The organism is Streptomyces nitrosporeus, assembly GCF_008704555.1.
GTDB lineage: Bacteria > Actinomycetota > Actinomycetes > Streptomycetales > Streptomycetaceae > Streptomyces > Streptomyces nitrosporeus.
On record NZ_CP023702.1, the window covers coordinates 2088954 to 2111915 of the forward strand.

The window sequence follows — 22962 nt, forward strand, 5'->3', positions numbered from 1 at the left end:
GCCCTGAACGAATAATCCGGCACAAGGTTGGTGCCGGCGCCGAGAGGTTGTTGGTCGAGTGAGGCGAAGCAACGAGGGCTCCGCGGCGCAGCCGGAGCGGGGCAACTTCACCCCTCCGTCGCGTGCGGCGATATCGCCCACGGACACGTCCGACGCGGCGGAACCCGCAGGTGAGCGCAGCAGCCGGATGTCCCCGCGCAACTGGCGTGTGCCCACCCGGCTGAACGCGATCCTCCTGATCCCCGCCCTGGTCGGCCTGGTCATGGGCGGTTTCCAGGTGAAGGGCTCGGTCGACACCTGGAGCGAGGCCCAGGAGGCCGAGAGGACGGCGCTGGTCGTACGCGCCGCGGCGGAGTACGGGCAGGCGCTGCTGAACGAGCGCGACCTCACCGCCCAGCCCCTGCTCTCCAACAAGCGCACCGCCGAGGAGATCGAGCGGGTGCGCGCCGTCACGGACTCGGCCGCCGTCAAGTTCGACAACGCCGTCAAAAGCATGCCGGACAAGGAGGGCCTGCACCGCCGTCTGAAGCTGTTCGAGGCGGAGGAGCCCCTTCTCCCGGAGCTGCGCAAGATCGCTTATACGGCGGCGGCGGACCCGGTGAAGACCGAGGAGGGCTACACCAAGGTCCAGCACTCCCTGATGGAGTTCTCCAACGAGCTCGGTCTGGGCACCGGGAACATCACGAGCTACGGCCGTACCGTCTACGCGATCGAACTGTCCAAGGCCGCTGAATCGCTTCAGCGCTCGATCGGCATGCACCTGCTGGTGCGTCCGAGCCAGGAGGACGGCAAGTTCAAGGACCAGGTCACCGCGTTCAGCTCGTACAACTACCTGGAGCAGATCGCCCTCGGTGAGTTCACCTCCGGTGGCACGGAGGCCGACACGGCCCGCCTCAAGGAGGTCATGGCCGAGAAGGCCGCCGAGGGCGCCCGGGAGCTGAAGGCCGCCCAGGCCGAGGCCGAGGCGGCCGGCAAGCCGTTCGTGATGCCGCCGAGCATCGACGGTTCGGTCTTCGACGGCATGGCCCAGCAGATCGGCCAGGGGAAGTCCCCCGCGGAGCTGAAGGCGAAGGGGATCACCCCGGAGACCTGGATGGCCGCCGCCACCGCCAAGTTCGACGCTTACACCACGGTCGAGAACGAGCTGGTCGACAAGGCGGTGAACGAGGCCGCCGAGATCTCCGCCGACGCCCGCAACGCCGCGATCACCAACGCCGCGATCGTGGTCGTCGCTCTGCTGGCCGCCTTCGTCATCGCCGGGCTCATGGCCCGCCAGATGAGCCGCTCGATGCGCCGGCTGCGCACCGCCGCGTTCGGTATCGCCGAGCAGCGGCTGCCGATGCTGGTCGACCAGCTCTCGCGTACCGAGCCCGGCCGGGTGGACACCCGGGTGCAGCCGATCCCGATCAACTCGCAGGACGAGATCGGCGAGGTCGCCCGCGCCTTCGACCAGGTGCACCGCGAGGCCGTCCGGCTCGCCTCCGAGCAGGCCATGCTGCGGGGCAACGTCAACGCGATCTTCACCAACCTCTCGCGCCGCAACCAGTCGCTCATCGAGGGCCAGCTGACCCTCATCACCGACCTGGAGAACAACGAGGCCGACCCGGACCAGCTGTCCTCGCTCTTCAAGCTGGACCACCTGGCCACGCGTATGCGCCGCAACGGCGAGAACCTCCTGGTCCTCGCGGGCGAGGAGCCCGGCCGGCGCTGGAACCAGCCGGTCCCGCTGGTGGACGTGCTGCGTGCCGCCTCCTCGGAGGTGGAGTCCTACGAGCGCATCGAGCTCACCGGGGTGCCGGAGAGCGAGATCCACGGCCAGGCCGTGACCGACCTCGTGCACCTGCTGGCCGAGCTGCTGGAGAACGCCACCACCTTCTCCTCGCCGCAGACCAAGGTGCGGGTCACCGCGACCCGGCTGCCCGACGGCCGGGTGATGATCGAGATCCACGACAAGGGCATCGGCCTCACCGCCGAGGACTTCGCCGACATCAACCACAAGCTGGCGAACCCGCCGACGGTGGACGCCGCGGTCTCCCAGCGCATGGGCCTGTTCGTGGTCGGCCGGCTGTCCGACCGGCACGGCATCCGTGTCCAGCTGCGCCCGTCGGGCGAGCAGGCGGGGACCACCTCGCTGGTCATGCTTCCCGACGCCATCACCCACGGTGGCGGTGGCGAGGCCGCCCAGGAGAGCGACTTCACGGTCTCCTCGATCATCCCCGAGCGTCAGGCGCCCGCCTTCGACGCGGGCTCGCAGCAGACCCCGATGCGTACGGCGGCGGAGCTCGGCTTCGACGACTCGCGCTACGAGGCTCCGGCGGCGGACTCCCCGCAGCTCGACCCGGTCAACCGGTCGTTGCAGCGTGAGGAGCGGCGGGCCGCGCTGGAGGCGCAGGCCACCGGCGGGGAGCGGCACGAGCCGCAGCAGGCCCCCGGGCACGACGGGCAGGCCTACCCGCAGGGGCAGTTCGGCCAGGGGCAGTACCAGGACGGGCAGTACCGGCCCGAGGGTTACGCCCCGGAGCAGTACGCCCCGCAGGAGCAGCAGGGTTACGCCCAGCCCGGTTACGAGGGCGGCTACGGGCAGCAGTACGCCGCCGAGGGCGCCTACCCGCAGCAGCAGCCCCCGCAGCAGCAGCTCCCGCACCCCCAGCACGGCGGACAGCCGGAGCAGGCGCCGAACGGCTATGCGGAAGGCGCCTACGCGCCCGCCGAGCAGCAGCCGGCGCCGTACGCCGACGGGTTCGCGGCCCCCGCCGGCCTGCCCCGGCAGGACGGCTGGGCGGACCAGGGCGGCTACCAGGGCGGTTACGAGCCGCAGGCGCAGCCCGAAGCGGAATCCCCGCAGAGCGCTCCCCCGGAGCAGCCCGGCGGCGTAGGCTTCGACGCGTCGGGTCCGGTCGCGAACGCCGGCCACGATCTGACGGACGCGGGGCTCCCGCGCCGGGGCGGTCAGCAGCACTGGCAGCCCGCCGGCCGCGGAAACGATCAGCCTGCCGCACCGGCACCGGCGCAGCAGCGGGACCCGCAGGCGCAGGAGTCCGCCGGTCCGGACGGGAGCGGTCCCGACGAGTGGCGTTCGGCCAACGACGAACGCTGGGAGCGGGCCGAGCAGCTCCGGGAGCCGAAGGCGGGCGGTATCACCCCGTCCGGTCTTCCCCGGCGTGTGCCCAAGGCCAATCTGGTCGAGGGGGCGGCGGAGCAGACCCAGCAGGACGGCCCACAGGTCTCCCGCGCCCCCGAGGACGTCAGGGGCAGGTTGAGCAACCTGCGCCGCGGCGTGCAGCGGGGACGTACCGCGGGGTCGGACACAAGTACTACCTACAACCAGGAGCGTTAGTGTGAGCCCGATGAGCCAGGCGGCGCAGAATCTGAACTGGTTGATCACCAACTTCGTGGACAACACCCCCGGGGTGTCGCACACGGTGGTGGTCTCCGCCGACGGACTCCTGCTGGCGATGTCCGAAGGTTTCCCACGCGACCGCGCCGACCAGCTGGCGGCCGTGGCCTCCGGCCTGACGTCGCTGACCGCGGGTGCCTCCCGGATCTTCGAGGGCGGCGCCGTCAATCAGACAGTTGTGGAGATGGAGCGAGGGTTCCTCTTCATCATGTCCATCTCCGACGGTTCCTCTCTGGCCGTTCTTGCCCACCCCGAGGCCGATATCGGTCTGGTTGGGTACGAAATGGCACTTCTTGTGGACCGCGCGGGAAGTGTCCTCACTCCGGATCTCCGTGCCGAACTGCAGGGCAGTCTTCTTAACTAACAGACAGACAGTGCGTTTCTCGTCACCGCGCCATAAGGTGCGGTGACGCGGCGCCACTGGGGCGGCGACCGGCAGTTGGAGGAGGAAACGTGGCAGCACCCATCGGCGGGCACCCTTACGAGGGTGGTCAGCGCATTCCGGGTGAGCAGGACGGCAGCCGTTTCGACACCCCCTCCACGCCCGGCAGACAGGGTCCCGAGGACCCGTATCAGCCGTACCAGCCCTACCCCCCGTCCTACCCGCAGCAGCATCAGGGCGGGCAGCATCAGGGCGGTCAGTACCAGGACGGCCAGTACCAAGGCGGTCAGTACCAGGACGGCCAGTACCAGGGCGGTCAGTACCAGGGCGGTCAGTACCAGGGCGGTCAGTACCAGGAGGCCGGCCGGCGGCAGCCGCAGCACGGGCGGGGTGACGACTGGCCGCAGCGCCGGCCCGAGCAGCCCCATCAGCAGCCCGGGAGCGGGTGGCGGCAGCCGGGCGTCCCGCCGCAGAACCAGCAGCACGGCGGGCCGCGGTACGACACACCCCCGGCGCGTGTCCAGCCGGTCCAGCGGCAGGCGCCCGGACCGGCAGCGCCCGCGGCGCACAATCCGCTGGTCCGTCCCTATGCCATGACCGGCGGCCGGACCCGGCCGCGTTACCAGCTCGCCATCGAGGCGCTGGTCAGCACCACGGCCGATCCGGCCAGGCTGCAAGGGCAGTTGCCCGAGCACCAGCGGATCTGCCGGCTCTGCATCGAGATCAAGTCGGTGGCCGAGGTGTCGGCCCTGCTCTCGATCCCCCTCGGCGTTGCCCGGATCCTCGTCGCCGACCTGGCCGAGGCCGGACTCGTCGCTATCCATCAGCCCGGCGGCGACGAGACCGCCGGCGGCCAGCCAGATGTGACACTGCTCGAAAGGGTGCTCAGTGGACTTCGCAAGCTCTAGCGGCGGAGCGGCCCGCTCCACTACCTCGGCGAAGATCGTGGTGGCAGGGGGCTTCGGCGTGGGTAAGACCACGTTCGTCGGTGCCGTTTCGGAGATCAACCCGCTGCGCACCGAAGCCGTGATGACGTCCGCGTCCGCGGGCATCGACGACCTGACCCACACCGGGGACAAGACCACCACCACGGTGGCCATGGACTTCGGCCGCATCACCCTGGACCAGGACCTGATCCTCTACCTGTTCGGCACCCCCGGACAGGACCGCTTCTGGTTCATGTGGGACGACCTGGTCCGCGGCGCCATCGGCGCCGTCGTCCTCGTCGACACCCGCCGCCTCGCCGACTGCTTCCCCGCCGTCGACTACTTCGAGAACAGCGGCCTCCCCTTCGTCATCGCCCTCAACGGCTTCGACGGACACCAGCCCTACACCCCCGACGAAGTCCGCGAAGCCCTCCAGATCGGCCCCGACACCCCGATCCTGACCACGGACGCGCGACACCGCGCCGACGCCAAGAGCGCGCTGATCACCCTGGTCGAGCACGCGCTGATGGCCCGGCTGCGCTGAGAGGCTCCGCCGCACGGCGAAGGCCCCGTACTCCTCCCGGCGGGAGGGGTACGGGGCCTTCGTGCGGGGCGGGCGCGCCCCGGTGTCCGTCCTCGGGGCCGGCCGGGGCCCCGGGGGTCAGCCCTGCCAGCTGTGCGGGGCGCGGAAGCCGGGCGTGCGCTCCAGCCGGCGCCAGCCGGCGGTGGAGCGGCCGCGGCGGGCGGGGGCCTCGGTGCCGGCGGCGGCGCGGGCGAGCAGGACCGCGGTGATGGCGGCGAGTTCCTCGGGGCCGGCCTGGCCCTTCTCGACGCGCAGCACGGACTCGGCGGAAGTGGCGGTCATGGGTGTCTCCGTCTTCTGGGGCAGGGGTCGCGGGGGCGGCGGGGTCGCCGCGGTCTCCCGGACTACTGCGGGGGGTTGCCGTGCTTGCGGGACGGCAGGTCGGCGTGCTTGTTGCGGAGCATCGCGAGCGAGGCGATCAGCACCTCGCGGGTCTCGGCCGGGTCGATGACGTCGTCGACCAGTCCGCGCTCCGCCGCGTAGTAGGGGTGCATCAGTTCGGCCTTGTACTCCTTGACCATGCGGGCCCGCATGGCCTCGGGGTCCTCGGCGTCCGCGATCTGACGGCGGAAGATGACGTTGGCGGCGCCCTCGGCCCCCATCACGGCGATCTCGTTGGTGGGCCAGGCGTAGGTGAGGTCGGCGCCGATGGACTGGCTGTCCATGACGATGTACGCGCCTCCGTAGGCCTTGCGCAGGATCAGGGAGATCCTCGGCACGGTGGCGTTGCAGTAGGCGTACAGGAGTTTGGCGCCGTGCCGGATGATCCCACCGTGCTCCTGGTCGACCCCGGGCAGGAAGCCGGGTACGTCCAGCAGAGTGATGATCGGGATGTTGAAGGCGTCACACATCTGGACGAACCGGGCGGCCTTCTCGGACGCCTCGATGTCCAGGACCCCGGCCAGGGACTGCGGCTGGTTGGCCACGATGCCGACGACCTGGCCGTCGAGCCGGGCCAGGGCGCAGACGATGTTGCGGGCCCAGCGCTCGTGGACCTCCAGGAAGTCGCCGTCGTCGACGAGCTCCTCGATGACCTTGTGCATGTCGTACGGGCGGTTGCCGTCGGCGGGGACCAGGTCCAGCAGGACGTCGCCACGCCGGTCGGCCGGGTCGTCGCTCGGGGCGGCCGGCGGGTTCTCCCGGTTGTTGGAGGGCAGCATCCCGAGCAGGTAGCGGACCTCGGCGATGCAGGTCTCCTCGTCGTCGTACGCGAAGTGCGCGACGCCGGAGGTCTCGGCGTGGACGTCGGCGCCGCCGAGTCCGTTCTGGGTGATCTCCTCGCCGGTGACGGCCTTGACGACGTCCGGTCCGGTGATGAACATCTGCGAGGTCTCACGGACCATGAACACGAAGTCGGTGAGGGCCGGGCTGTAGGCCGCGCCGCCCGCGCACGGGCCGAGCATCACGCTGATCTGCGGGATGACGCCGGAGGCGCGGGTGTTGCGCTGGAAGATGCCGCCGTAGCCGGCGAGGGCGCTCACGCCTTCCTGGATACGGGCGCCGGCGCCGTCGTTCAGCGAGACCAGCGGCGCACCGGCCGAGATGGCCATGTCCATGATCTTGTGGATCTTGGTGGCGTGGGCCTCGCCCAGCGCGCCCCCGAAGATCCGGAAGTCGTGCGCGTAGACGAAGACCGTGCGGCCGTCGACCGTGCCCCAGCCGGTGATGACACCGTCGGTGTAGGGCTTCTTGGCCTCCAGGCCGAAGCCGGTCGCCCGGTGCCGGCGCAGCTGCTCGACCTCCTTGAACGAACCCGGGTCCAGCAGCAGCTCGATGCGTTCACGGGCCGTCAGCTTGCCTTTGGCGTGCTGCGCCTCGGTCGCCCGGTCGCTCGGTCCACGACGGGCCGCCTCACGCAGCGTCAGCAGTTCGGCCACCCGGCCACGCGTGTCGCTCGGCTCGCCCGGGATTTCGTCCACAACGGTCATGGATCGACCTTACGGACGCGGACCCGTTCTTCTCGCCGTCCACTCCGCACAGTCTCCCGCCCGGTTTCCTGGTGGCACCTGACAGATACTCCGCACCATGCAGTCCATCTGCCAGCGCGAAGGGCGCCCGGCTTGTGAGAACCATACAAAGTCATATATGTGATCTGGAGCACATCGATGCCGTCGCGCCACGCCGCCGATGTACCGGGGCGGCGGACGGCGGCACCGGAACAGCGGGCCACGCGGAGGCCACCACGGGGTGAACGGCGAAGGGGCCAGCCGCACCGCGTCCCTCCGCGGAGCGGGGCCCCCGGCACCGTAGCGCATCCGGGGCGTCCGGCTCCCGGACGTCCACCCGAGCCGCACTCCTCCCGCGCCCCGCCCGGGTCCTGTCCGCGCCCGGCCCGCGCCCCGTCGCCCCCGTCCCCGGCCCCGGCCGTCCCCGGTGCGCACCGGCTCCCGGCACGGACCGGCCGGGCACGGACCCGGGCCCTCGCGACGAGCCCTCGCGGCGGACCCGGGGTCCGCCCTCCGGGGCTCCCGCGCACCGCTCCCCCGTGCGGACCGCCCCGGCCTGCGCCCGGGGCCGGGGCGACGGATCGTGGGCGGATGTCCCCTTTCGACGAATCGCGCCCCTCCGGGCCGGGCGGCCCGGTCCTCCTCCACCACCTGCGGCTGATCGACGGGAGCGGCCGCGAGCCGGTGCCCGACGCCGCTCTGCTGATCGAGGGGGAGACGGTCCGGTGGGCGGGCCCCGGGGCGGAACTCGCCCCGGCCCAGGGGCCCGTGACGCGGGTGGACCTCGGCGGGCGGACGGTGTGCCCCGGGTTCGTCGACGCCCATGTCCATTTCGCGCTGCCGGGCCCCGGCGCCAGCCCGGTCCTCGGCCTGTACGAGCTGCCGAGCTACCGGACCCTGAAGGTGCTGGAGCGGTTGCGGGTCACCCTGGAGAACGGGGTCACCACCGCCCGGGACCTGATGGGGCTGGACGCGGGGTTCCGGCAGGCGGTGGCGGAGCGCAGGATCCCCGGGCCGAGGCTGCTGGTCGCGGTGGCGATGCTGAGCCAGCGGGCGGGGCACGCGGACTTCACGCTGGCCGGGGGGATCGACGGGCTGGCCCTCGCCGTCGCCTTCCCGCAGAGCCCGCCCGGCCTGGTGAACTCGGTCGACGAGATGCGGGCCAGGGTGCGTGACCTGGTCGCCGTGGGCGCGGACTGCGTGAAGCTGGCCACCAGCGGCGGTCTCGCCTCCCCGCACGACCGGCCGGAGTGGCTGGGGCTGCGGCACGAGATGGTCCGGGCGGCCGTGGAGGAGGCGGAGGCCTACGGCGGTCTGCCGGTCGCCGCCCATGCCATCGGGCGGCCCGGTATCGAGGCCGCCGTGCGCTGCGGGGTCGACAGCGTCGAGCACGGGTACGCGCTGGACGACGAACTGCGGGCCGAGATGGTGGACCGGGGCCAGTACCTGGTGCCCACCCTCCTGGAGACGACCCAGGACCTCGATCCGGCGCGCACCTCGCCAAAGGCGTACGAGAAGGGGGTGCGCTGGCACCGGGTCGCCCAGGAGTCGGTGGCCCGGTCGGTCGGTGCCGGCGTCAGGATCGCGATGGGTACCGACAGCGGTCTGGCGGTCGCCCACGGGCACAACCTCGAAGAGCTGGGGCTGCTGGTCTCCATCGGCGGAATGGCCCCCATGGACGCCCTGGTCGCGGGGACGAGCGGGGCGGCCCGGCTGTGCGGGGTCGGCGACGTGACCGGCACCCTGGAGGCCGGCAAGGCCGCCGACCTGGTGGTCACGGACGTCGATCCGCTGAGGGACCTCGCGGCGCTGGGCGATCCGGCGCACATCCTCGCGGTGGTGAAGGAGGGCCGGACGGCCGTCGACCGGGCCGGGGTACTGGGCGGCGCCCTGCCGCCGCTCTGCCCCTGACCCCGGCCGGGCCCGCGCGCCTTTCCGCCACCGGGCCCCGGGCCGCCGCAGACGGACGCCCCCCAGCCCGCTTGCCCGGCACGGGCGCCGGGCAAGCGGGCTGGGGCGATCGGCGGGGAATGCCGTCCGTGTGTCCGGCTGTCCGCCCGAGCGAGGGCACGGACGGTGTGCCGCCGGCTTCGGAGGGCGTGTGGTGGACAGGGTGCGAGCTGAGTGCGGGGCCCTCTGCGCTCAGCTGTAGTAGGCGATCTTGTCGTCGAGGACCTCCAGGGCCCGGCGCAGCGCCGCCACTCGCTGCTCCAGGGCGGCGCGGCGCTCGCGGAGGAAGGCGACCCGGTCCTGCGCAGAGTGCTCGGCGCGCAGGATGGCGACGAATCCCCGCAAATCCGCGATGCCGAGGCCGGCGTCGCGAAAGCACGTGACCAGGCCGATCCAGAAGAGATCGTCCTCGGTGTACTCCCGGCGCCCGCCGGTGGAGCGCCGGATAGGGCCGATGAGCCCTTCGCGCTCGTAGTAGCGCAGTGTGTCGAGGGACACACCGGTGCGGTCGGCCACTGCTGCCGGGGTGAGGCGGGTGGTCACAGGGCTCCTTGTCCGACCGTCGCTACCGCGCTTCGGCGAAGCGCGCCAGGTGCTCGTCATCGAGGCGCACACGGCGTGCGGCGAGTGCCTCCTCGATCTGCTCCACCCGGCTCACGCCGACGATGGGGTCGATCCCCCGGCGCATCAGCCATGCAAGGACGATCTGGTTCCTCGTGGCCGTCAGCTCATCGGCCACGTCGTCCAGGACCGAGAGCACCCGGGTGGTACCAGGGTGATCATAAGTCTGCGGAAGCGGCTTGTCCGCGCGCACGTAGGAACCCCACATCAGCGAGCTGTACGACCAGGTGGTGAGCCCCTCCGACCGAGCGAAGTCAAGATCCTCGTCGGTGAGCAGGCGATGGCCGCTCTCCGCGAGGGGGGTGAGCGGGCGCGGCTGGACGAGTGAGTGGCGCAGTTGCAGGGCCGTCCACGGTTCCACGCCCTGCTCCCGGGCGAGTGACCGGGCGCGCTCGACGCGCCAGGCGGCGTGGTTCGCCGCCCCGACCCGGAGAGCCGTTCCCTTCGCGACCAGCTCGCCGAAGGCACCGACGGTCTCCTCCAGCGGCACGGTGCGGTCCTCGGCGTGAGCCCAGAGGAGATCGACGTGATCGACTCCGAGACGCTCCAGGCTTCCCTCGACACCAGTCCGTACGGCAGGGGCGGAAAGCCCTTCGGCGCTCTGTGGCCAGGAGTGCGGGACGAGCGGGTTCTGCCGGACCTTCGTCGCGATCCGCACCGCGTCGCGCGCGCCGGGGCGGGCGCGGAGCCACGCGCCGATGACACGCTCGCTGGCACCGCCGGTGCCACTCGGATCGACCCAGAAGGAGTAGCAGTTCGCGGTGTCGAGCCAGACGCCACCTCCGCCGACGAAGGAATCGAGGATCGCGAAAGCCTCGTCCGGGTCGACGCGGGTGCCGAAGTCCATCGTCCCGAGGACGATCTGGGGGTCAGTGATGTCGGTGTCCATGCCCCTCATCATCGGATCTGGAGCGCGCTCCAGATCAAGTGCGCCCGGGGAGAAGTTCTGGGACGTTCGGCGGGGGCCGGCCGACGGCGTCCGTCGCGGACGACGAGACCGGCGGAGCCCTGGAACCGCTGCGGGGCACCTCCGCGGTGAACACCTGGAACGCCCGGCGCGCGTCGGTGCTCTCGTGGCCGGGCCGGGGGATGAGCGAGGGTACGACGGCCCCAGCGGCCCCCGCCCGGGCGAAGCGGCTCACCGCGCCGGACGCCGGGTCCCGGTGAAGGGCGAGGGTGCCCGTCCTCGTACGCGTCGTCGCGGCGCGGTCCGCGAGGGCGGCGCGGGTCAGCAGCCGCCGCAGTTGTAGTACGTGACGTCCCAGTGGTTGCCCTCGTCCGCGTAGACGTTGCCGGAACCGGACCTGTACTGGGCGGCGCCGTCGCCGCGCGTACCGATGTAGGTGAACGCGCTCTTCACGTAGCTGGTCAGGCAGGTGCTCTTGCCGAAGTCCAGCTTGTAGCCGTTCCAGTGGGAGTAGGTGCCGCTCGCGTGCCCGGTCTCGGTGCCGCCGGTGATGTTGAGGGCGCAGCCCGTGGCGCTCTTCAGCGTCTGGGCCCCCTGGGCGGTGGCCAGGTTGAGCTGGTCGAAGGAGGTGCAGGTGGCGACGTTCCGGTTGGAGCAGCCGCCGGACGAGGACCAGGTGATCCCGGAGGAGCTGAAGCGGGCGGTGGCCTGGGAGTGGGTCAGTTTGGTGACGGCGTGGGCCTCGCTCGCGCCGCTGCCGAGTACGCCGGTGCCGGGTACGAAGAGCGCGCCGAGGACGAGGGCGAGGGCGGTCAGGACGGAGCGGAGCCTGGTGCGGTTCGCCATGGGGGGATTTCCTCCTGAACATGACAATTGGGGGAGCCGGGCCGCCACGCGGGCCGGGCACGCAGATACTGCCCGGTTCCACGCGCGTCCACCAGGGGGCGTGGACCCTCCCGGCCGCCTGCCGGGAAAAATCTTCCACGGCAATGTTGAACGTTGAACCACATTGCTCTACAGTCGAAGTCGTTGAAGGTTAAACAAGAACTTCGACGACACCGTTTCGACGGCCACCCGCCTGTACGCCACCCCGTACGCGTCCCCCGAGGAGGAGCCATGGCTCTGTTCAACCGCAAGAACAACGGCACCCCGTCCACCGCCGCGACCGCCACCGCCGTAGTGGACCCCGCCCTGGCGGCCCTGTCCGGCACGTACACGATCGACCCGGCGCACAGCAGCATCGGTTTCACGGTGCGGCACGCCATGGTCACCAATGTGCGCGGCTCCTTCGGTGAGCACGAGGGCACGCTGGTGCTGGACGGCTCGGACCCGGCGAACTCCTCCGCCTCCATCGACGTCAGGATCGCCAGCGTGGACACGGGTATCGCGGACCGCGACGGGCACCTGGTCAGCGGTGACTTCTTCGACGCCGAGAAGTTCCCCCTGATGTCGTTCCGTTCCACCCGGGCCGAGCAGCTCGGCGGTGACTCCTACCGGATCACCGGCGACCTCACCATCAAGGACGTCACGCGTCCGCTCTCCATCGACCTGGAGTTCAACGGCTCCGCCACCGACGTCTACGGCAACGAGCGCGTCGGCTTCGAGGGCGGCACCGAGATCCTGCGCTCCGACTGGGGCCTGACCTGGAACGCGGCGCTGGAGACCGGCGGTGTGATGGTCAGTGACAAGGTCAAGCTGAACTTCGACATCTCCGCGATCAAGGCCGCCCCGCAGGCCTGATCCCCGTCCGCGCGCCCCGGCCCTCCACGCCGGGCGGCCCGCCACCCCGCAGACCGCGGGGAGCGCGGGCCGCCCGGCGTGGGGGGCCGGGCCGTGTCCGCGGCCCGGAGCCCGTCACCCCCTGCGGCGGACCTTCAGGGCGTTGTCCGTGCGGGTGGCGGGGTTGCCGTCCGGGTCGTTCTGGACACGCTCGTGCTCGCCGCTGAGCAGTACCTCCCACTCCCCTTCCGGCAGTTCCAGGGAGGCGAGGACCTCGTCCGTGGTCGGGAAGTGCACCGACGGGTCGGGGTTCCGCTCCCAGGGCGGGAAGCCGGTGTGGCCCACGACCAGGAGTACGCCGCCGGGTGCGACGGCCCCGGCCGCCCGGCGCAGGATCTCCTCGCGCGGCAGGTCGCCCATGGAGTGCAGGAACTGCGCGGAGACCAGGTCGTACTCCCCGCCGGGGAAGCTCTCGCCCAGGTCGTGCCACTGCCAGTCGACACGGTCGGCGACCCCGGCGTCAACGCCGTGCCCGGCCGCCCGCTCCAGGGCGACCCTGGAGATGTCGGTGGCCGTCACCCGCCAGCCCCGGCGGGCGAGCCACACCGCGTCGGCGCCCTCCCCGCACCCGAGGTCCAGGGCGCGGCCGGGCTCCAGGCCCTCGACCTCGCGGACCAGCACGGTGTTGGGGCTGCCGCTCCAGATCCGGTCGCTCTCGCGGTACCGGTCGTCCCACATCTCGGCGTCGGTCCTGCCGTCGCTGCTCATCGGTTCTCCGTAAGTCCGTGGCGGGCGTCCCCGAGCACGCGCTCGGAGACCTGGCGCTCGGCCTCGGCCGAGAAGGGGGAGCGGCGGGCCTCGACCGCGCGGGCGGTGTCCTCGGTGATCAGGTCCATGTTGATGGAGGAGGCGGCCTTCAGCCCGGCCGCGGCGGAGCCGATGAGCTGCTCCATGAGGTTGGTGACGTTCCCGGCGACCCACACCCCGGGCACCTCGGTCGCACCGGAGGCGGGGTCGGAGGCGATGTACGAGCCGATCACGTGGCCGCCCGTCTCCATGGCGGCCGGTACGAGTCCGAGGCTCTCCAGCACGCCGGAACGCACGGTGAAACGCGGCTGGACCACGACCGCCTCGCGCGGGACCACGGTGCCGTCGGCCAGCCGCACCCCGGTGAGCCGGCCGTCCTCCACCTCCACCCCGGCGACCTCGCCGTCCACCACGGCGATGCCCCGCGCGGCCAGCCGCTCGTACTCCTCGTCGCCGAAGTCGGCCTGCTCGTGGCGGAACAGCACCACGTCGTCGGTCCACTGCCGCCAGAGCAGGGCCTGGTGCACGGCCATCGGGCTGACCGCCAGGATGCCGACGGGCCGGTCCCGCACCTCCCAGCCGTGGCAGTACGGGCAGTGCAGCACCTCGGCGCCCCAGCGCCCGGCCAGGCCCGGCACCGGCGGGAGTTCGTCCGCCAGGCCGGTGGCGACCAGCAGCCGGCGCGCCTCGACCTCGCTCCCGTCCTCCTGTACGACCCGGAAGCCGCCGCCGGGCAGCTTCTCGGCCGACACCGCCTTGCCCTCCACGATCTCCGCCCCGTACCCGGCGGCTTCCTCCCGGCCGATGGCCAGCAGTTCCAGGGGCGGGACGCCTTCGCGGCCCAGGTAGTTGTGCGCGTGGGCGGCGGGCGCGTTGCGCGGGCTGCCCGCGTCGATCACGAGGACCGACCGCCGGGCCCGGGCCAGGGTGAGGGCCCCGCCCAGGCCGGCCGCGCCACCGCCGACGACCACCACGTCGTACCGGCGCACCGGCCCGCTCCCGCCGTTCCCGTTGCCCCCGTCGTTCCTGTCGTTCCCGTTGTCCCCGTCGTTCCCGTCGTTCATCCGGAACACCTCCGTCCGCTGCCGTTGCCGTATGCCGGAGATGGTGCGCCCGTCATCCCACTTCGACAACCTTCCTTGCCGAAGCAGCAAATTCGCACCACACGGTCTTGCCCGGGTTCCACTCCCCCACCCCCCAGGCGTCGGCGAGCGCCCCGACGAGCAGGAGGCCGCGCCCGCCCTCGGCACGCGGGTCCGGGTCCACAGCCGGGCGCACCTCACCGCCGCCGCTGTCGTGGACCACGATCCGCAGGATGTCACTCCAGGTGACCTCGATCTTGAAGCCCCGCCCGGGCGGCACGCCGTGCACCAGTGCGTTGGTGGCGAGCTCACTCACGCAGAGCAGTACGTCGTCGGTCTCCACCTCGCACGCCCAGTCGAGCAGGGCCGCGCGGACGAACTGCCGTACGAGGGGGATGGACCTGCGCTCACGGCGGTAGAAGGCCTCACGGAATTCGGTGATGCGGGTTGTCTCGTTCACAGGACGACTGTCACAGCCCGTCACTAGATTTACTCAACGCGTCAGGCCGTACCTCGCGGATGTACGGCTTCTGACGGGCCGTCCGGGGCCATGGTGCGGGGAGAGAGAGCACATGCAGGCGAAGAGGAACAAGCGGGTCACGTCCTGGCATGTGATCGGTGCCCAGCTGGCCGCCTTCCGCAAGGCGGCGGGGATGACCCAGGTGTCACTGGCCGACCGGTTCGGCCTGGGCGAGGACACGATCGCCTCGATCGAACAGGGGCGCCGACCGCTCCAGTCGGACTTCGCGGTGAAGCTGGACGCACTGCTGGACACCAAGAAGGCGTTGCAGGTCGCGGTGGAGAAGGTGCCGAAGAAGGAGCGGTTCCCCGCGTTCGTCCAGGACTTCATCGAGTACGAGCAGGAGGCGCTGACGCTGCTGTCGTACGAGAGCATGGTGGTGCCGGGGCTGCTCCAGACTGAGGCGTACGCGCGCGCCGTGTTCGCCAGCCAGTACCCGCCCCTGGAGAGCGATGAGTTGGAGGAGCGGGTCGCGGCCCGTCTCGACCGGAAGCGCGTCTTCGAGCGCAGGCCCCGCCTGATGGCCAACTTCCTGATCGAGGAGAGCATCCTGCATCGCCCTCTCGGCGGCCGCGCCGTGCTGCACGAGCAGATCCGGCATCTGCGCCGCTGCGCCGAACTCCCCTTCCTCGGACTCCAGATCATGCCGACGTCCCGGGAGACACACGCCGCGGTCGACGGCCCCATGGTCCTGCTGGAGACACCCGACCACGACCAGCTGGCCTATATCGAGGGGCAGCGGGTGAGTGTGCTGCTCGACGACCCCGACGAGGTCAGCGTGCTGCACCAGAAATATGGGATGCTGCGTTCGCAGGCACTCTCCCCGGAGGAGAGCATGCGCCTGCTGGACGACCTGCTTGGAGAATGATGACGCGCGCAGCAACCGGCACGGGCCTCACCTGGTTCAAGTCCAGCTACAGCGGCAGCGAGGGCGGCAACTGCCTTGAAGTCTCCTACGACTGGCGCAAGTCCAGCTACAGCGGCAGCGAGGGCGGCGACTGCGTCGAGGTCGCCACGCACCCCGCCGCCGTCCACATCCGCGACTCCAAGGTCACCGGGGGCCCGGTCCTCACCGTCCCCCCGGCCGCCTGGGCGGCCTTCGTGGCCGGCACCGTCGGCTGAGGTGCGGGCGTGAGCGGACCGCACGACCCCGTCGCCCGGGTGACCGGACGTGTGCCGCCTCCCGCCGTGGCGGTGGACGGGCAGGGCGACTGGGCGGCCGCCGAGCGGGCGCTGGGCGTACGGCTGCCCGAGGACTACAAACAGCTGGTCGGAGCCTACGGGCGCGGAGACTTCTGGGGTGCGCTGTGGCTGCGGACCCCGTTCGGCGCCGACGGCCCCTTCCGTCTCACGGCCGGTCTTCTGGACGACTTCGGTCCGCTGCGTGAGGACTTCCCCGAGGACTACCCGTATCCGCTCTTCCCCGAGCCGGGCGGTCTGCTCGCCTGGGCGGGTACGGAGAGCGCGGCACAGGTGTGCTGGCTGACCGAGGGCCCGCCGGAGTCCTGGCCCGTGGTGATCTGGTCGCGTGACGACGACTACGAGCGTTTCGACTGCGGGGCGGGCGCGTTCCTCGACGGGCTGACCGCCCGCACCCTCACCTCCGGGCTTCTGCACCACCGGCGGGACCTCGCCCCGTGGTTCGACCCCGGGGTCCCCCGTGACCATGTGTACGTCCGGCTGGAGGAAGGGGCCCTCCCCTACGCCGAGCGCCTGCGCATCCTGCGGGAGGCCCTCGGCCCCACCACCGACCGGGGCGGTTACGCGCACGACGGTGCGCGGCAGGACCATTTCGCCGTGAGCGGGACCGGTTGGCTGCTGACGTACGAGACGGCGTACGGGCACCAGCTCAGGGTGGCGTTCCCGCCCGCCGACAGCGAGGCCGCGCGCCGCGCGGTGCTGGCGTCGGTGGCCCGCGCGGGGTGCGCCGTACGGTCCGTCGCCACGGTCCACGGCACCTCGGCCTGGGCGCTCTGACCCGGGAGCCCAGGCCGGCCGGGGTGTGCGGCGGCCTCCACGGCCGCTTCGTCCTCGCAGGCGGGAGCGGCCGCCTCCACCAGCGCGCAAGCCGGGCTCCGGCTGCGCGTACGGATGCCGTGACCGGTCAGGACCGGCGCGAGAGCACAACTGCGAGGTGTCGCGGGCAGGAACGAGCCCCCCGCACCTGAACAGCTCGCACGGGGGCGCGGTACGGCCTGGAACCGGGTTCGTCAGCAGTGCGGACGGCTCAACGGCCCGTCGCCGTGGCGGCCGTACCGCTGGATGAGCGCGATCCGATCCCGCATCACGGAGCATGGCGGAACGTCACCGAATGAACACTCACCGTATGCTTCGGTCCGAAATCCCAGCCGGGTCTCCGGGTCCGAGCAGGACGGCGACGTGCCGTCTCAGCCCTTCAGCTGACGATTCGCCGGTTCTGGAGGGTGGCCACACGGCGCTGACCGCGCGGATTCCGGACGGACATGGAGCGTCGTGGTCCGCCGGAGAGGAAGCCACCCGGGGGCCGGCTCGCATGCCGGTCGATCCGTCCGGGCCGGAGCCCGGACGCCGCTCAGGCCGGGAACCCATCGTTCACAAGGAGAAGCGCCATGCAGAAGGCCACGGTCACGGTCAAAGCCAAGGACAGCACGGTCGAGCGGATCAAGCGATTCCTCGAACTCAACGACTACCAGGGCGAGATGAAGGTCGACCCGAACGCCAAGGACCAGGTCCTGGTGACGGGCGTCGGCCAGACGCCTCTCACGAACCCCACCCTCACCCAGCTCGCCACGCAGATGGATCTGCTGCTCCCCAAGTCGCGTTCGGACTACGACCTAGTTGTACTCGGGGGCGGCCCAGCCGGTTTGGCCGCGGCCATCAACGCCCGGAGCCTTTACGGCCTCACCACGCTCGTCATCGAGCAGTACGCCCCGGGCGGGACAGCCGCTACGGCGATCAACAGGATCGACAACTACCTCGGGTTCCACGAGGGGATCACCGCCGGCGAGCTGTGCCACAACGCCGTCCTCCAGGCGAAGAGCTTCGGGGCGGAGTGGCTGCCCGGCTACAGCGTGACGGAGTTCAAAGCCAGCGACGACCCGAAGACGACGAAGCACACAATCACCGCGACGAACTCCGACAGCCCCCACGATCACGTCACGGTGACCGCCTCACTGGTCCTGATCTCCAGCGGCGTCATGCCGCGAAAGCTGAGCCAGCCCGGCGCCAGCACCTTCGAGGACCAGGGCATCTACTACTACGCCCTGCCCCCGGACGCGGACGGCGTGACGGCGAAGGACACGATCGTGATCATCGGCGCGGGCGACTCGGCCGGACGGGCCGCGCTCATGTTCGCCGACAAGAAGGCCCAGGTCATCATGCTCATCCGTAAAACCTTGACCAGCGACATGCTCACGGTGGTCTCCGACAAGATCAAGCAGGCGAAGAACATCACCCTCGTGGAGAACACCGAGGCCACCGAGTTCAAGGCCACCACGGACCCGAACGCGAAACTGACGGTGGTGACCGCCGCCAAATCCTACGAAGCCACGGCCGTCTACGCCCTCATCAGTGCCGACCCGCAGACCAAGTGGGTCGAGGACGCGGGCATCACCGTCGTCCGCAAGGACCCGAAGGACCCGTGCGGCCTCGTCGCCACCGGCATGGACATCTACTTCGACGCCATCAACAACGGGACGTTCGACCACACGAAGCACGACCTCAGCAAGGTGGCCGACATGACCACCCACAAGCCCGGCGTCTTCGCGGCCGGTGACGTCCGCTTCCGCGCCCTGCGCCGCATCGCCACCGCCGCCGGGGAGGGCACAGAGGCGGCCCTCGCCATGCACAACTACCTGACGGCCAAACCCCACGTCCTCGACGCCGAGGCAGACCGCCCTGCCCCCTCCTACTACCTGGCGTAAGAAGCCGTTGTCCTGCCGGACTTGAGCGCGGTGTGATCGGAAGTGGCCGCCGGGACGGGTGAACCTCGTCGCGATCACGTATGAGGACAGGGCCTCCGGCGCGGTTCGGAGTTGCCGGGACACCGAGCAGGCCAGGAGGCCCTGTTGTCCATGTTGTACGGCCAGAAGCGGGGATCTCGACTCGGCCGGCCGTGTCGTGCGGTTGCCTCGCTCACCGGTACACGCCCGGCCGCGTCGTCCGGGGGCGAGGGGCCGGGGCGGCCCGCGTGAGAGCATCCGTCCATGAACAGCGACCTGGAGATAAGCGCTCTGGCGATCAACGTCACCATCCCTCAGGAGCTCCGCTGGACGGACACCCGCCGCGATCAGACGTTCACGCTGACCACGCTCAATGTCCGGCTCCTCCCGGACGGCAGCCTCGCCGCCAAGGCCTACGGCAGGCCGGTTGAGGGCGGCCGGGGCGCGTACGTCTCGTTCCCCGTGCCCGACCGGCCCGAACTGGCGGCCCTGGTCTCAAAGGCCGCCGGCCGCGCCGGGACGTTGTGGGCCGCCCATCGCGGTCTCGGCTGAGCCCGTCGCAGTACCGGGCGGTGACCGGCGGATCACGGCCGGACGCCGCCCGGCCCGCCCGGCCCGCCCAACTCGTCCGTACCGCCTGGCTCGTCCGTCCCGGAGGTGCCGTTCGCCGGAATCCCTGACGCCGACGCGCGCGGACGCCCCGGGGCGGGTGGGGGGCGGGACCGGGCTCAGGCGGAGGCGCGGGCGATGGTGCCCGTGGTGAGCGTGGCCAGCATCTCCCGCAGAGCAGTCACGAAGTCCAGCTCGAACGCGGCGAGTGAGGGATCGGCTTCGTAGGCGGCGAGCATCGCCGGGGAGGGCCGTGCGTGTGTCCACACCGCGCCGACGGCCATGATCATGCCCGCGGTCAACTGCGGTGCGCTGTCGCCCAGCTCGGGAAGGCACCGGTGGGCCAGCGCCGCGGTGCCGGCGACGTTGGCCACGGCCGCGCGCTTGTGGCGGGCGGCCACCTGCGGGGAGACGTTGTGCTCCAGTACGCCCGCTCGGGCGGGTTCATCGGCCCCGCCGGACGGGACCAGACCTCCGGCTCTCCCGAGCCCGCCGGTCTTCCCGCAGGCGCCGACGACCCGGCGGAGGTCAGGCGGCTGTGGGCTGTGAGCGAGCAGCTCACCGGCGTCCCCTTCGACCTCGAAGCCGGAACAGCCCCCAGCTGGTTCTGACCACCACCGGCATCGCCAAGGGCTGGTCCCCCAGCCGTCGCCGAAGTGCCCAGCAGCGCGAACACACACAGGGACGGGTCCGCCGCTCCTGGCCGCATACCGGCCCTCCGCGCAGCCGTCCTGTGCGGCTCGGGTCGTCGCCGTCTCGCTTGTCGGAGTTCCGCGTCCCTGCGGGATTCCGGCAAGGCACATCCGGAAGGCCCCCGCACCTGCTCGCCGGTGAGCAGGCGGGCTACCCGGCCGCGGGCCTTCTCCTCCGCGGCCCGGCGCACGCTGCCGACGGGTGGCGTTCCCGCCCGCCGACAGCGAGGCCGCGCGGTGCCGGCGGTGGTGGCCCGCGCGGGGTGCGCCGTACGGTCCGTCGCCACGGCCCACGGCACCTCGGCCTGGGTGCTCCGACCCGGGAAGCCTCCGCCCCGGACCACCGGCTCCGGGGCGGGGCCGGGCGGCGGGGGTGTCGGTCCGGGCTGGTACAGATGCACCATGACCACTTTCCAGGACTTCGCCTTCAAGCTCCTCGTCGTCGAGGAGTTGATGTACCGGGCGGGGACGCTCACCCCGGTGTTCGACCTGCGGGCCCACATGCGGGGGCTCGGGGTGAAGGACCTCGACACCCATGTCGAGAGGAACGGGCTGGAGTACACCATTCTGGACGAGGCCCGCGCCTACTTCGAGGCGCTGGAGATACCGGCGGAGCTGCTGGCCGGTGTGGAGCACCTGGTCTTCGACGGCGGGAACCGGGTCTTCATGGAGTGCGCGCCCGTCTGGGACGGCGAGGACGACCTGTTCGACGTACGCCGGCTGGACGACCTGGAACTGCTGCCCAACCTCAGGCTCTTCACCGGCGGGCGGGCGCTGGAGCACATGGTTCCCGGCGCGTCGGAGATCCTGGCCGCCAGGGGGGTCGCCACGCGGTAGCCAGTGGGGTTCTGCCAGGTGGTGCCGTATGCCTCCCCCGGGGTGGGCTACGGCACCACCTGGCACAGCCCTGTCAGGACGAGTACCGAAGCGGATCTCAAGCGCGAGATGATCTTTCTGCATGGCGCGTGGGGGCCTGTCGGGCGGACGATGAACCCCGCTGGAGCCTCTGTCGCCGCAGGGCAAGAAGCCCGGCCGGCCACCGGCACGGACCCGTCGGCAGCTGATCGACGGCACACGCTTCCGGGTCCGTACCGGCATCCCGTGACGGGGCCCGCACGGGGAGCGCAGGCGCTGGAGCCACGTGCGCGTCGGCGCTTCGTCAGCGGTCATCCGTTCCGGACAGAGCCAGTTGACGCAGACGGCAGGCGTACCAGCTGCCGGCGAGACAGATCACCACGTAGATGGTGACCGCCTGGACGGCGAAGTTCGGGTAGTGGAACTCCCACCGCCCCGCAGCCGGGTCGCTGCCGAAGTCGGCGTTGCTCCAGATGGGGGGCATCATCCAGCCGATCACTCCGCCGAGGCCCTGGGCGGCGATGTACAGCACCACGAACTCACCCAGGCACCAGGCGTAGGCGCGGCGGTCCCGTCGGATCAGGGCCCGGACCTGGGCGCGTGCGCCGCCGAAGCGCCATCGCGCGCCCGCCGGGGCGACACGGGCGCTGACCTCCGGCGCGAACACCACGGCCGCGACGACCAGGCCGAGCAGGGCGACGGCGCTGACCGCCATGGTCGCCTCCGAGCCGACACGGCTGCGGATCTGCGGCGTCAGCAGCAGAGCCAGGATCGGGAGGTTGACCACGAGACCGGCCGCGTAGACGCGTCCCAGGACCCCGATCGGCGGTATCAGGTCAAGGCGGCGAGCGTAAGCAGTGTCCATGCCATCGAGTCAAGCACACTCCTTCACTTTGGTGAAGCACTTTCTTCACCCAAGTGAAAGAGTGGAGTAGCCTCGTCCGCATGAACGCCGAGGAAGGGCCCTTGACGGACGGGGCCTCACTGGGGCATGAGCTGAGCCTGTGGGTGGTGCTCTTCCATGACGCCGTCGCCGCCCACCTGGGCGTCAACGCGACCGAGCACAAGGTCCTCGACCTCGTCGGCCGCCATCCCGGCGTCAGCCCCACCCGGCTCGCCCAGGAGACGCGACTGAGCTACGCGGCCATCACGAAGATCACCCATCACCTGGTTGAACTCGGCTACGTCCGCAGGGAGCGCGACCCTTCCGACGGCAGGAAGTTCGCCCTCTTCGTGTCCCCGGAGCACCGGCGGTCCATGACCGGCGTGATGGCGCCGCTGATCGCCGGCATGGCCCGCGTCACCGGTGAACTCACCGAGTCCGAACGCGAGACGGTCAGCCGATGGCTCATGGGAACCGTCACGGCCCTCCGCGAGGCCACGACAACGGTCCGCGCCCATCACAACAGCCCCGCCACGCCCAGCGATCAGGGCTTTCACAGCACGCCCTAGTTGGCGGCGGTCATGGACCCCCGAAGGGGAGCCCGCCGGACACCCGTCCCGGCGCGACACACACCCATCCACCTCGGCACCTCGGCCTCACCCGGCACCGGTCACGGCCGAAGAGGCGGCCCCGGGTGATCCGCCGGTCCCCGCCCCACGGCGGCGACGATTCCCGAAGGCCGGTCACGAGTCGGCACGCGCCCCGGGCGGACACCGCCCGGGGCTCCGCCGCAGTCGATGACGGGAACGCGGGCGCGTCCGCGCGAGAGCATCCGTCCATGAACAGCGGCCTGGAGACAAGTGCTCCGGCGGTCAACGTCATCCTCCCGCAGGAGCTCTGCCGGACGGACACCCGCCGGGACCGGACGTTCACGCTGACCACGCTCAATGTCCGGCTCCTCCCGGACGGCAGCCTCGCCGCCAAGGCCTACGGCAGGCCGGCCGAGGGCGGCCGGGGCGCGTACGTCTCGTTCCCCGTGCCCGACCGGCCCGAACCGGCGGCCCTGGTCTCAAAGGCCGCCGGCCGCGCCGGGACGTCGTGGGCCGCCCATCGCGGTCCCGGCTGATCCCGTCGCAGTACCGGGCGGCGGCCGGCGCGCCGTC

General features: G+C 71.4%; 25 protein-coding genes. 15 read left to right on the forward strand and 10 right to left on the reverse strand.

What is annotated here, in order from left to right; genetic code table 11:
* Window positions 1-58: 58 nt before the first annotated feature.
* The 4 genes from CP967_RS09010 to CP967_RS09025 all read left to right on the forward strand — a co-directional run bounded on the left by CP967_RS09010 (window position 59) and on the right by CP967_RS09025 (window position 5249).
* Complete coding sequence (locus CP967_RS09010; protein ID WP_150487464.1) at window positions 59-3337, forward strand: sensor histidine kinase; 3279 nt, start codon at window positions 59-61, stop codon at window positions 3335-3337.
* A gap of 10 nt (window positions 3338-3347) precedes the next feature.
* Complete coding sequence (locus CP967_RS09015; protein WP_005311461.1) at window positions 3348-3761, forward strand: roadblock/LC7 domain-containing protein; 414 nt, start codon at window positions 3348-3350, stop codon at window positions 3759-3761.
* A gap of 89 nt (window positions 3762-3850) precedes the next feature.
* On the forward strand, window positions 3851-4687 hold the full coding sequence (locus tag CP967_RS09020; RefSeq protein ID WP_150487465.1) for a DUF742 domain-containing protein: 837 nt from the start codon (window positions 3851-3853) through the stop codon (window positions 4685-4687).
* Window positions 4668-5249, forward strand: a complete 582-nt coding sequence (locus CP967_RS09025) for a GTP-binding protein (RefSeq protein WP_014048542.1) — start codon at window positions 4668-4670, stop codon at window positions 5247-5249. Before CP967_RS09020 ends, CP967_RS09025 begins: the two co-directional genes overlap by 20 nt.
* A 117-nt stretch (window positions 5250-5366) precedes the next feature.
* On the opposite strand, the gene CP967_RS09030 is transcribed toward CP967_RS09025, so the two are convergent.
* Together CP967_RS09030 and CP967_RS09035 are read right to left on the reverse strand one after the other, a co-directional pair.
* Window positions 5367-5570 (reverse strand): acyl-CoA carboxylase subunit epsilon, encoded by a 204-nt coding sequence (locus tag CP967_RS09030; RefSeq protein ID WP_150487466.1) that lies wholly within the window; start codon window positions 5568-5570, stop codon window positions 5367-5369.
* A 62-nt stretch (window positions 5571-5632) separates the two neighbouring features.
* The gene (locus tag CP967_RS09035) at window positions 5633-7216 is read right to left on the reverse strand and encodes an acyl-CoA carboxylase subunit beta (RefSeq protein WP_150487467.1); all 1584 of its coding nucleotides are present in this window, start codon (window positions 7214-7216) and stop codon (window positions 5633-5635) included.
* 609 nt (window positions 7217-7825) lie between these two features.
* On the opposite strand from CP967_RS09035, the gene CP967_RS09040 reads away from it, so the two are divergent.
* Complete coding sequence (locus CP967_RS09040) at window positions 7826-9145, forward strand: amidohydrolase family protein (protein WP_150487468.1); 1320 nt, start codon at window positions 7826-7828, stop codon at window positions 9143-9145.
* A 231-nt stretch (window positions 9146-9376) separates the two neighbouring features.
* On the opposite strand, the gene CP967_RS09045 is transcribed toward CP967_RS09040, so the two are convergent.
* The 3 genes from CP967_RS09045 to CP967_RS09055 all read right to left on the reverse strand — a co-directional run bounded on the left by CP967_RS09045 (window position 9377) and on the right by CP967_RS09055 (window position 11558).
* The gene (locus CP967_RS09045) at window positions 9377-9727 is read right to left on the reverse strand and encodes a MerR family transcriptional regulator (RefSeq protein ID WP_150487469.1); all 351 of its coding nucleotides are present in this window, start codon (window positions 9725-9727) and stop codon (window positions 9377-9379) included.
* Between the two features lie 22 nt (window positions 9728-9749).
* On the reverse strand, window positions 9750-10703 hold the full coding sequence (locus tag CP967_RS09050; RefSeq protein WP_190174982.1) for an aldo/keto reductase: 954 nt from the start codon (window positions 10701-10703) through the stop codon (window positions 9750-9752).
* Between the two features lie 330 nt (window positions 10704-11033).
* Window positions 11034-11558, reverse strand: a complete 525-nt coding sequence (locus tag CP967_RS09055; protein WP_150487471.1) for a hypothetical protein — start codon at window positions 11556-11558, stop codon at window positions 11034-11036.
* A gap of 270 nt (window positions 11559-11828) precedes the next feature.
* Here CP967_RS09055 and CP967_RS09060 point away from each other — a divergent pair, with 270 nt between their 5' ends.
* Window positions 11829-12452: a YceI family protein gene (locus tag CP967_RS09060; RefSeq protein WP_150487472.1), complete on the forward strand. Its 624-nt coding sequence runs from the start codon at window positions 11829-11831 to the stop codon at window positions 12450-12452.
* Window positions 12453-12566: 114 nt separating this feature from the next.
* Here CP967_RS09060 and CP967_RS09065 read toward each other — a convergent pair whose 3' ends face one another.
* From CP967_RS09065 to CP967_RS09075, 3 genes are read right to left on the reverse strand one after another with little or no spacing between them, the layout of a single operon-like run.
* Window positions 12567-13199, reverse strand: coding sequence for an SAM-dependent methyltransferase (locus CP967_RS09065; RefSeq protein ID WP_150487473.1), 633 nt, complete (start codon window positions 13197-13199; stop codon window positions 12567-12569).
* Window positions 13196-14302, reverse strand: coding sequence for an NAD(P)/FAD-dependent oxidoreductase (locus CP967_RS09070; protein ID WP_150487474.1), 1107 nt, complete (start codon window positions 14300-14302; stop codon window positions 13196-13198). Before CP967_RS09070 ends, CP967_RS09065 begins: the two co-directional genes overlap by 4 nt.
* A 52-nt stretch (window positions 14303-14354) precedes the next feature.
* A complete protein-coding gene (locus tag CP967_RS09075) occupies window positions 14355-14780 on the reverse strand; it encodes an ATP-binding protein (protein WP_150487475.1) in 426 nt (141 codons plus the stop codon).
* A 112-nt stretch (window positions 14781-14892) separates the two neighbouring features.
* Here CP967_RS09075 and CP967_RS09080 point away from each other — a divergent pair, with 112 nt between their 5' ends.
* From CP967_RS09080 to CP967_RS09100, 5 genes are all read left to right on the forward strand, one after another.
* Window positions 14893-15708 (forward strand): helix-turn-helix domain-containing protein, encoded by an 816-nt coding sequence (locus CP967_RS09080; RefSeq protein ID WP_150487476.1) that lies wholly within the window; start codon window positions 14893-14895, stop codon window positions 15706-15708.
* Window positions 15708-15962: a DUF397 domain-containing protein gene (locus CP967_RS09085; protein ID WP_150487477.1), complete on the forward strand. Its 255-nt coding sequence runs from the start codon at window positions 15708-15710 to the stop codon at window positions 15960-15962. The genes CP967_RS09080 and CP967_RS09085 overlap by 1 nt, the downstream gene beginning before the upstream one ends.
* 9 nt (window positions 15963-15971) lie before the next feature.
* Window positions 15972-16817, forward strand: coding sequence for an SMI1/KNR4 family protein (locus tag CP967_RS09090; RefSeq protein ID WP_150487478.1), 846 nt, complete (start codon window positions 15972-15974; stop codon window positions 16815-16817).
* 611 nt (window positions 16818-17428) lie between these two features.
* Window positions 17429-18742: an FAD-dependent oxidoreductase gene (locus tag CP967_RS09095; protein ID WP_167535353.1), complete on the forward strand. Its 1314-nt coding sequence runs from the start codon at window positions 17429-17431 to the stop codon at window positions 18740-18742.
* 282 nt (window positions 18743-19024) lie between these two features.
* Window positions 19025-19312 (forward strand): hypothetical protein, encoded by a 288-nt coding sequence (locus tag CP967_RS09100; RefSeq protein ID WP_150487480.1) that lies wholly within the window; start codon window positions 19025-19027, stop codon window positions 19310-19312.
* Between the two features lie 176 nt (window positions 19313-19488).
* On the opposite strand, the gene CP967_RS09105 is transcribed toward CP967_RS09100, so the two are convergent.
* Window positions 19489-19770: a hypothetical protein gene (locus CP967_RS09105; RefSeq protein ID WP_229888198.1), complete on the reverse strand. Its 282-nt coding sequence runs from the start codon at window positions 19768-19770 to the stop codon at window positions 19489-19491.
* Window positions 19771-19785: 15 nt separating this feature from the next.
* Between CP967_RS09105 and CP967_RS09110 the strand changes: the two genes are divergently transcribed.
* Both CP967_RS09110 and CP967_RS09115 read left to right on the forward strand, forming a co-directional pair.
* Window positions 19786-19980 (forward strand): hypothetical protein, encoded by a 195-nt coding sequence (locus tag CP967_RS09110; protein WP_229888197.1) that lies wholly within the window; start codon window positions 19786-19788, stop codon window positions 19978-19980.
* Between the two features lie 483 nt (window positions 19981-20463).
* A complete protein-coding gene (locus CP967_RS09115) occupies window positions 20464-20898 on the forward strand; it encodes a DUF6892 domain-containing protein (RefSeq protein WP_150487481.1) in 435 nt (144 codons plus the stop codon).
* 322 nt (window positions 20899-21220) lie between these two features.
* Here the strand turns inward: CP967_RS09115 and CP967_RS09125 are convergent, their stop codons facing one another.
* Entirely contained in the window at window positions 21221-21781 is a 561-nt protein-coding gene (locus CP967_RS09125) for a hypothetical protein (RefSeq protein WP_150487482.1), read from the reverse strand.
* 80 nt (window positions 21782-21861) lie between these two features.
* Here CP967_RS09125 and CP967_RS09130 point away from each other — a divergent pair, with 80 nt between their 5' ends.
* Together CP967_RS09130 and CP967_RS09135 are read left to right on the forward strand one after the other, a co-directional pair.
* A complete protein-coding gene (locus tag CP967_RS09130; RefSeq protein WP_150487483.1) occupies window positions 21862-22368 on the forward strand; it encodes a MarR family winged helix-turn-helix transcriptional regulator in 507 nt (168 codons plus the stop codon).
* Window positions 22369-22637: 269 nt separating this feature from the next.
* Window positions 22638-22925: a hypothetical protein gene (locus tag CP967_RS09135; protein ID WP_150487484.1), complete on the forward strand. Its 288-nt coding sequence runs from the start codon at window positions 22638-22640 to the stop codon at window positions 22923-22925.
* The last annotated feature ends 37 nt before the right edge of the window (window positions 22926-22962 follow it).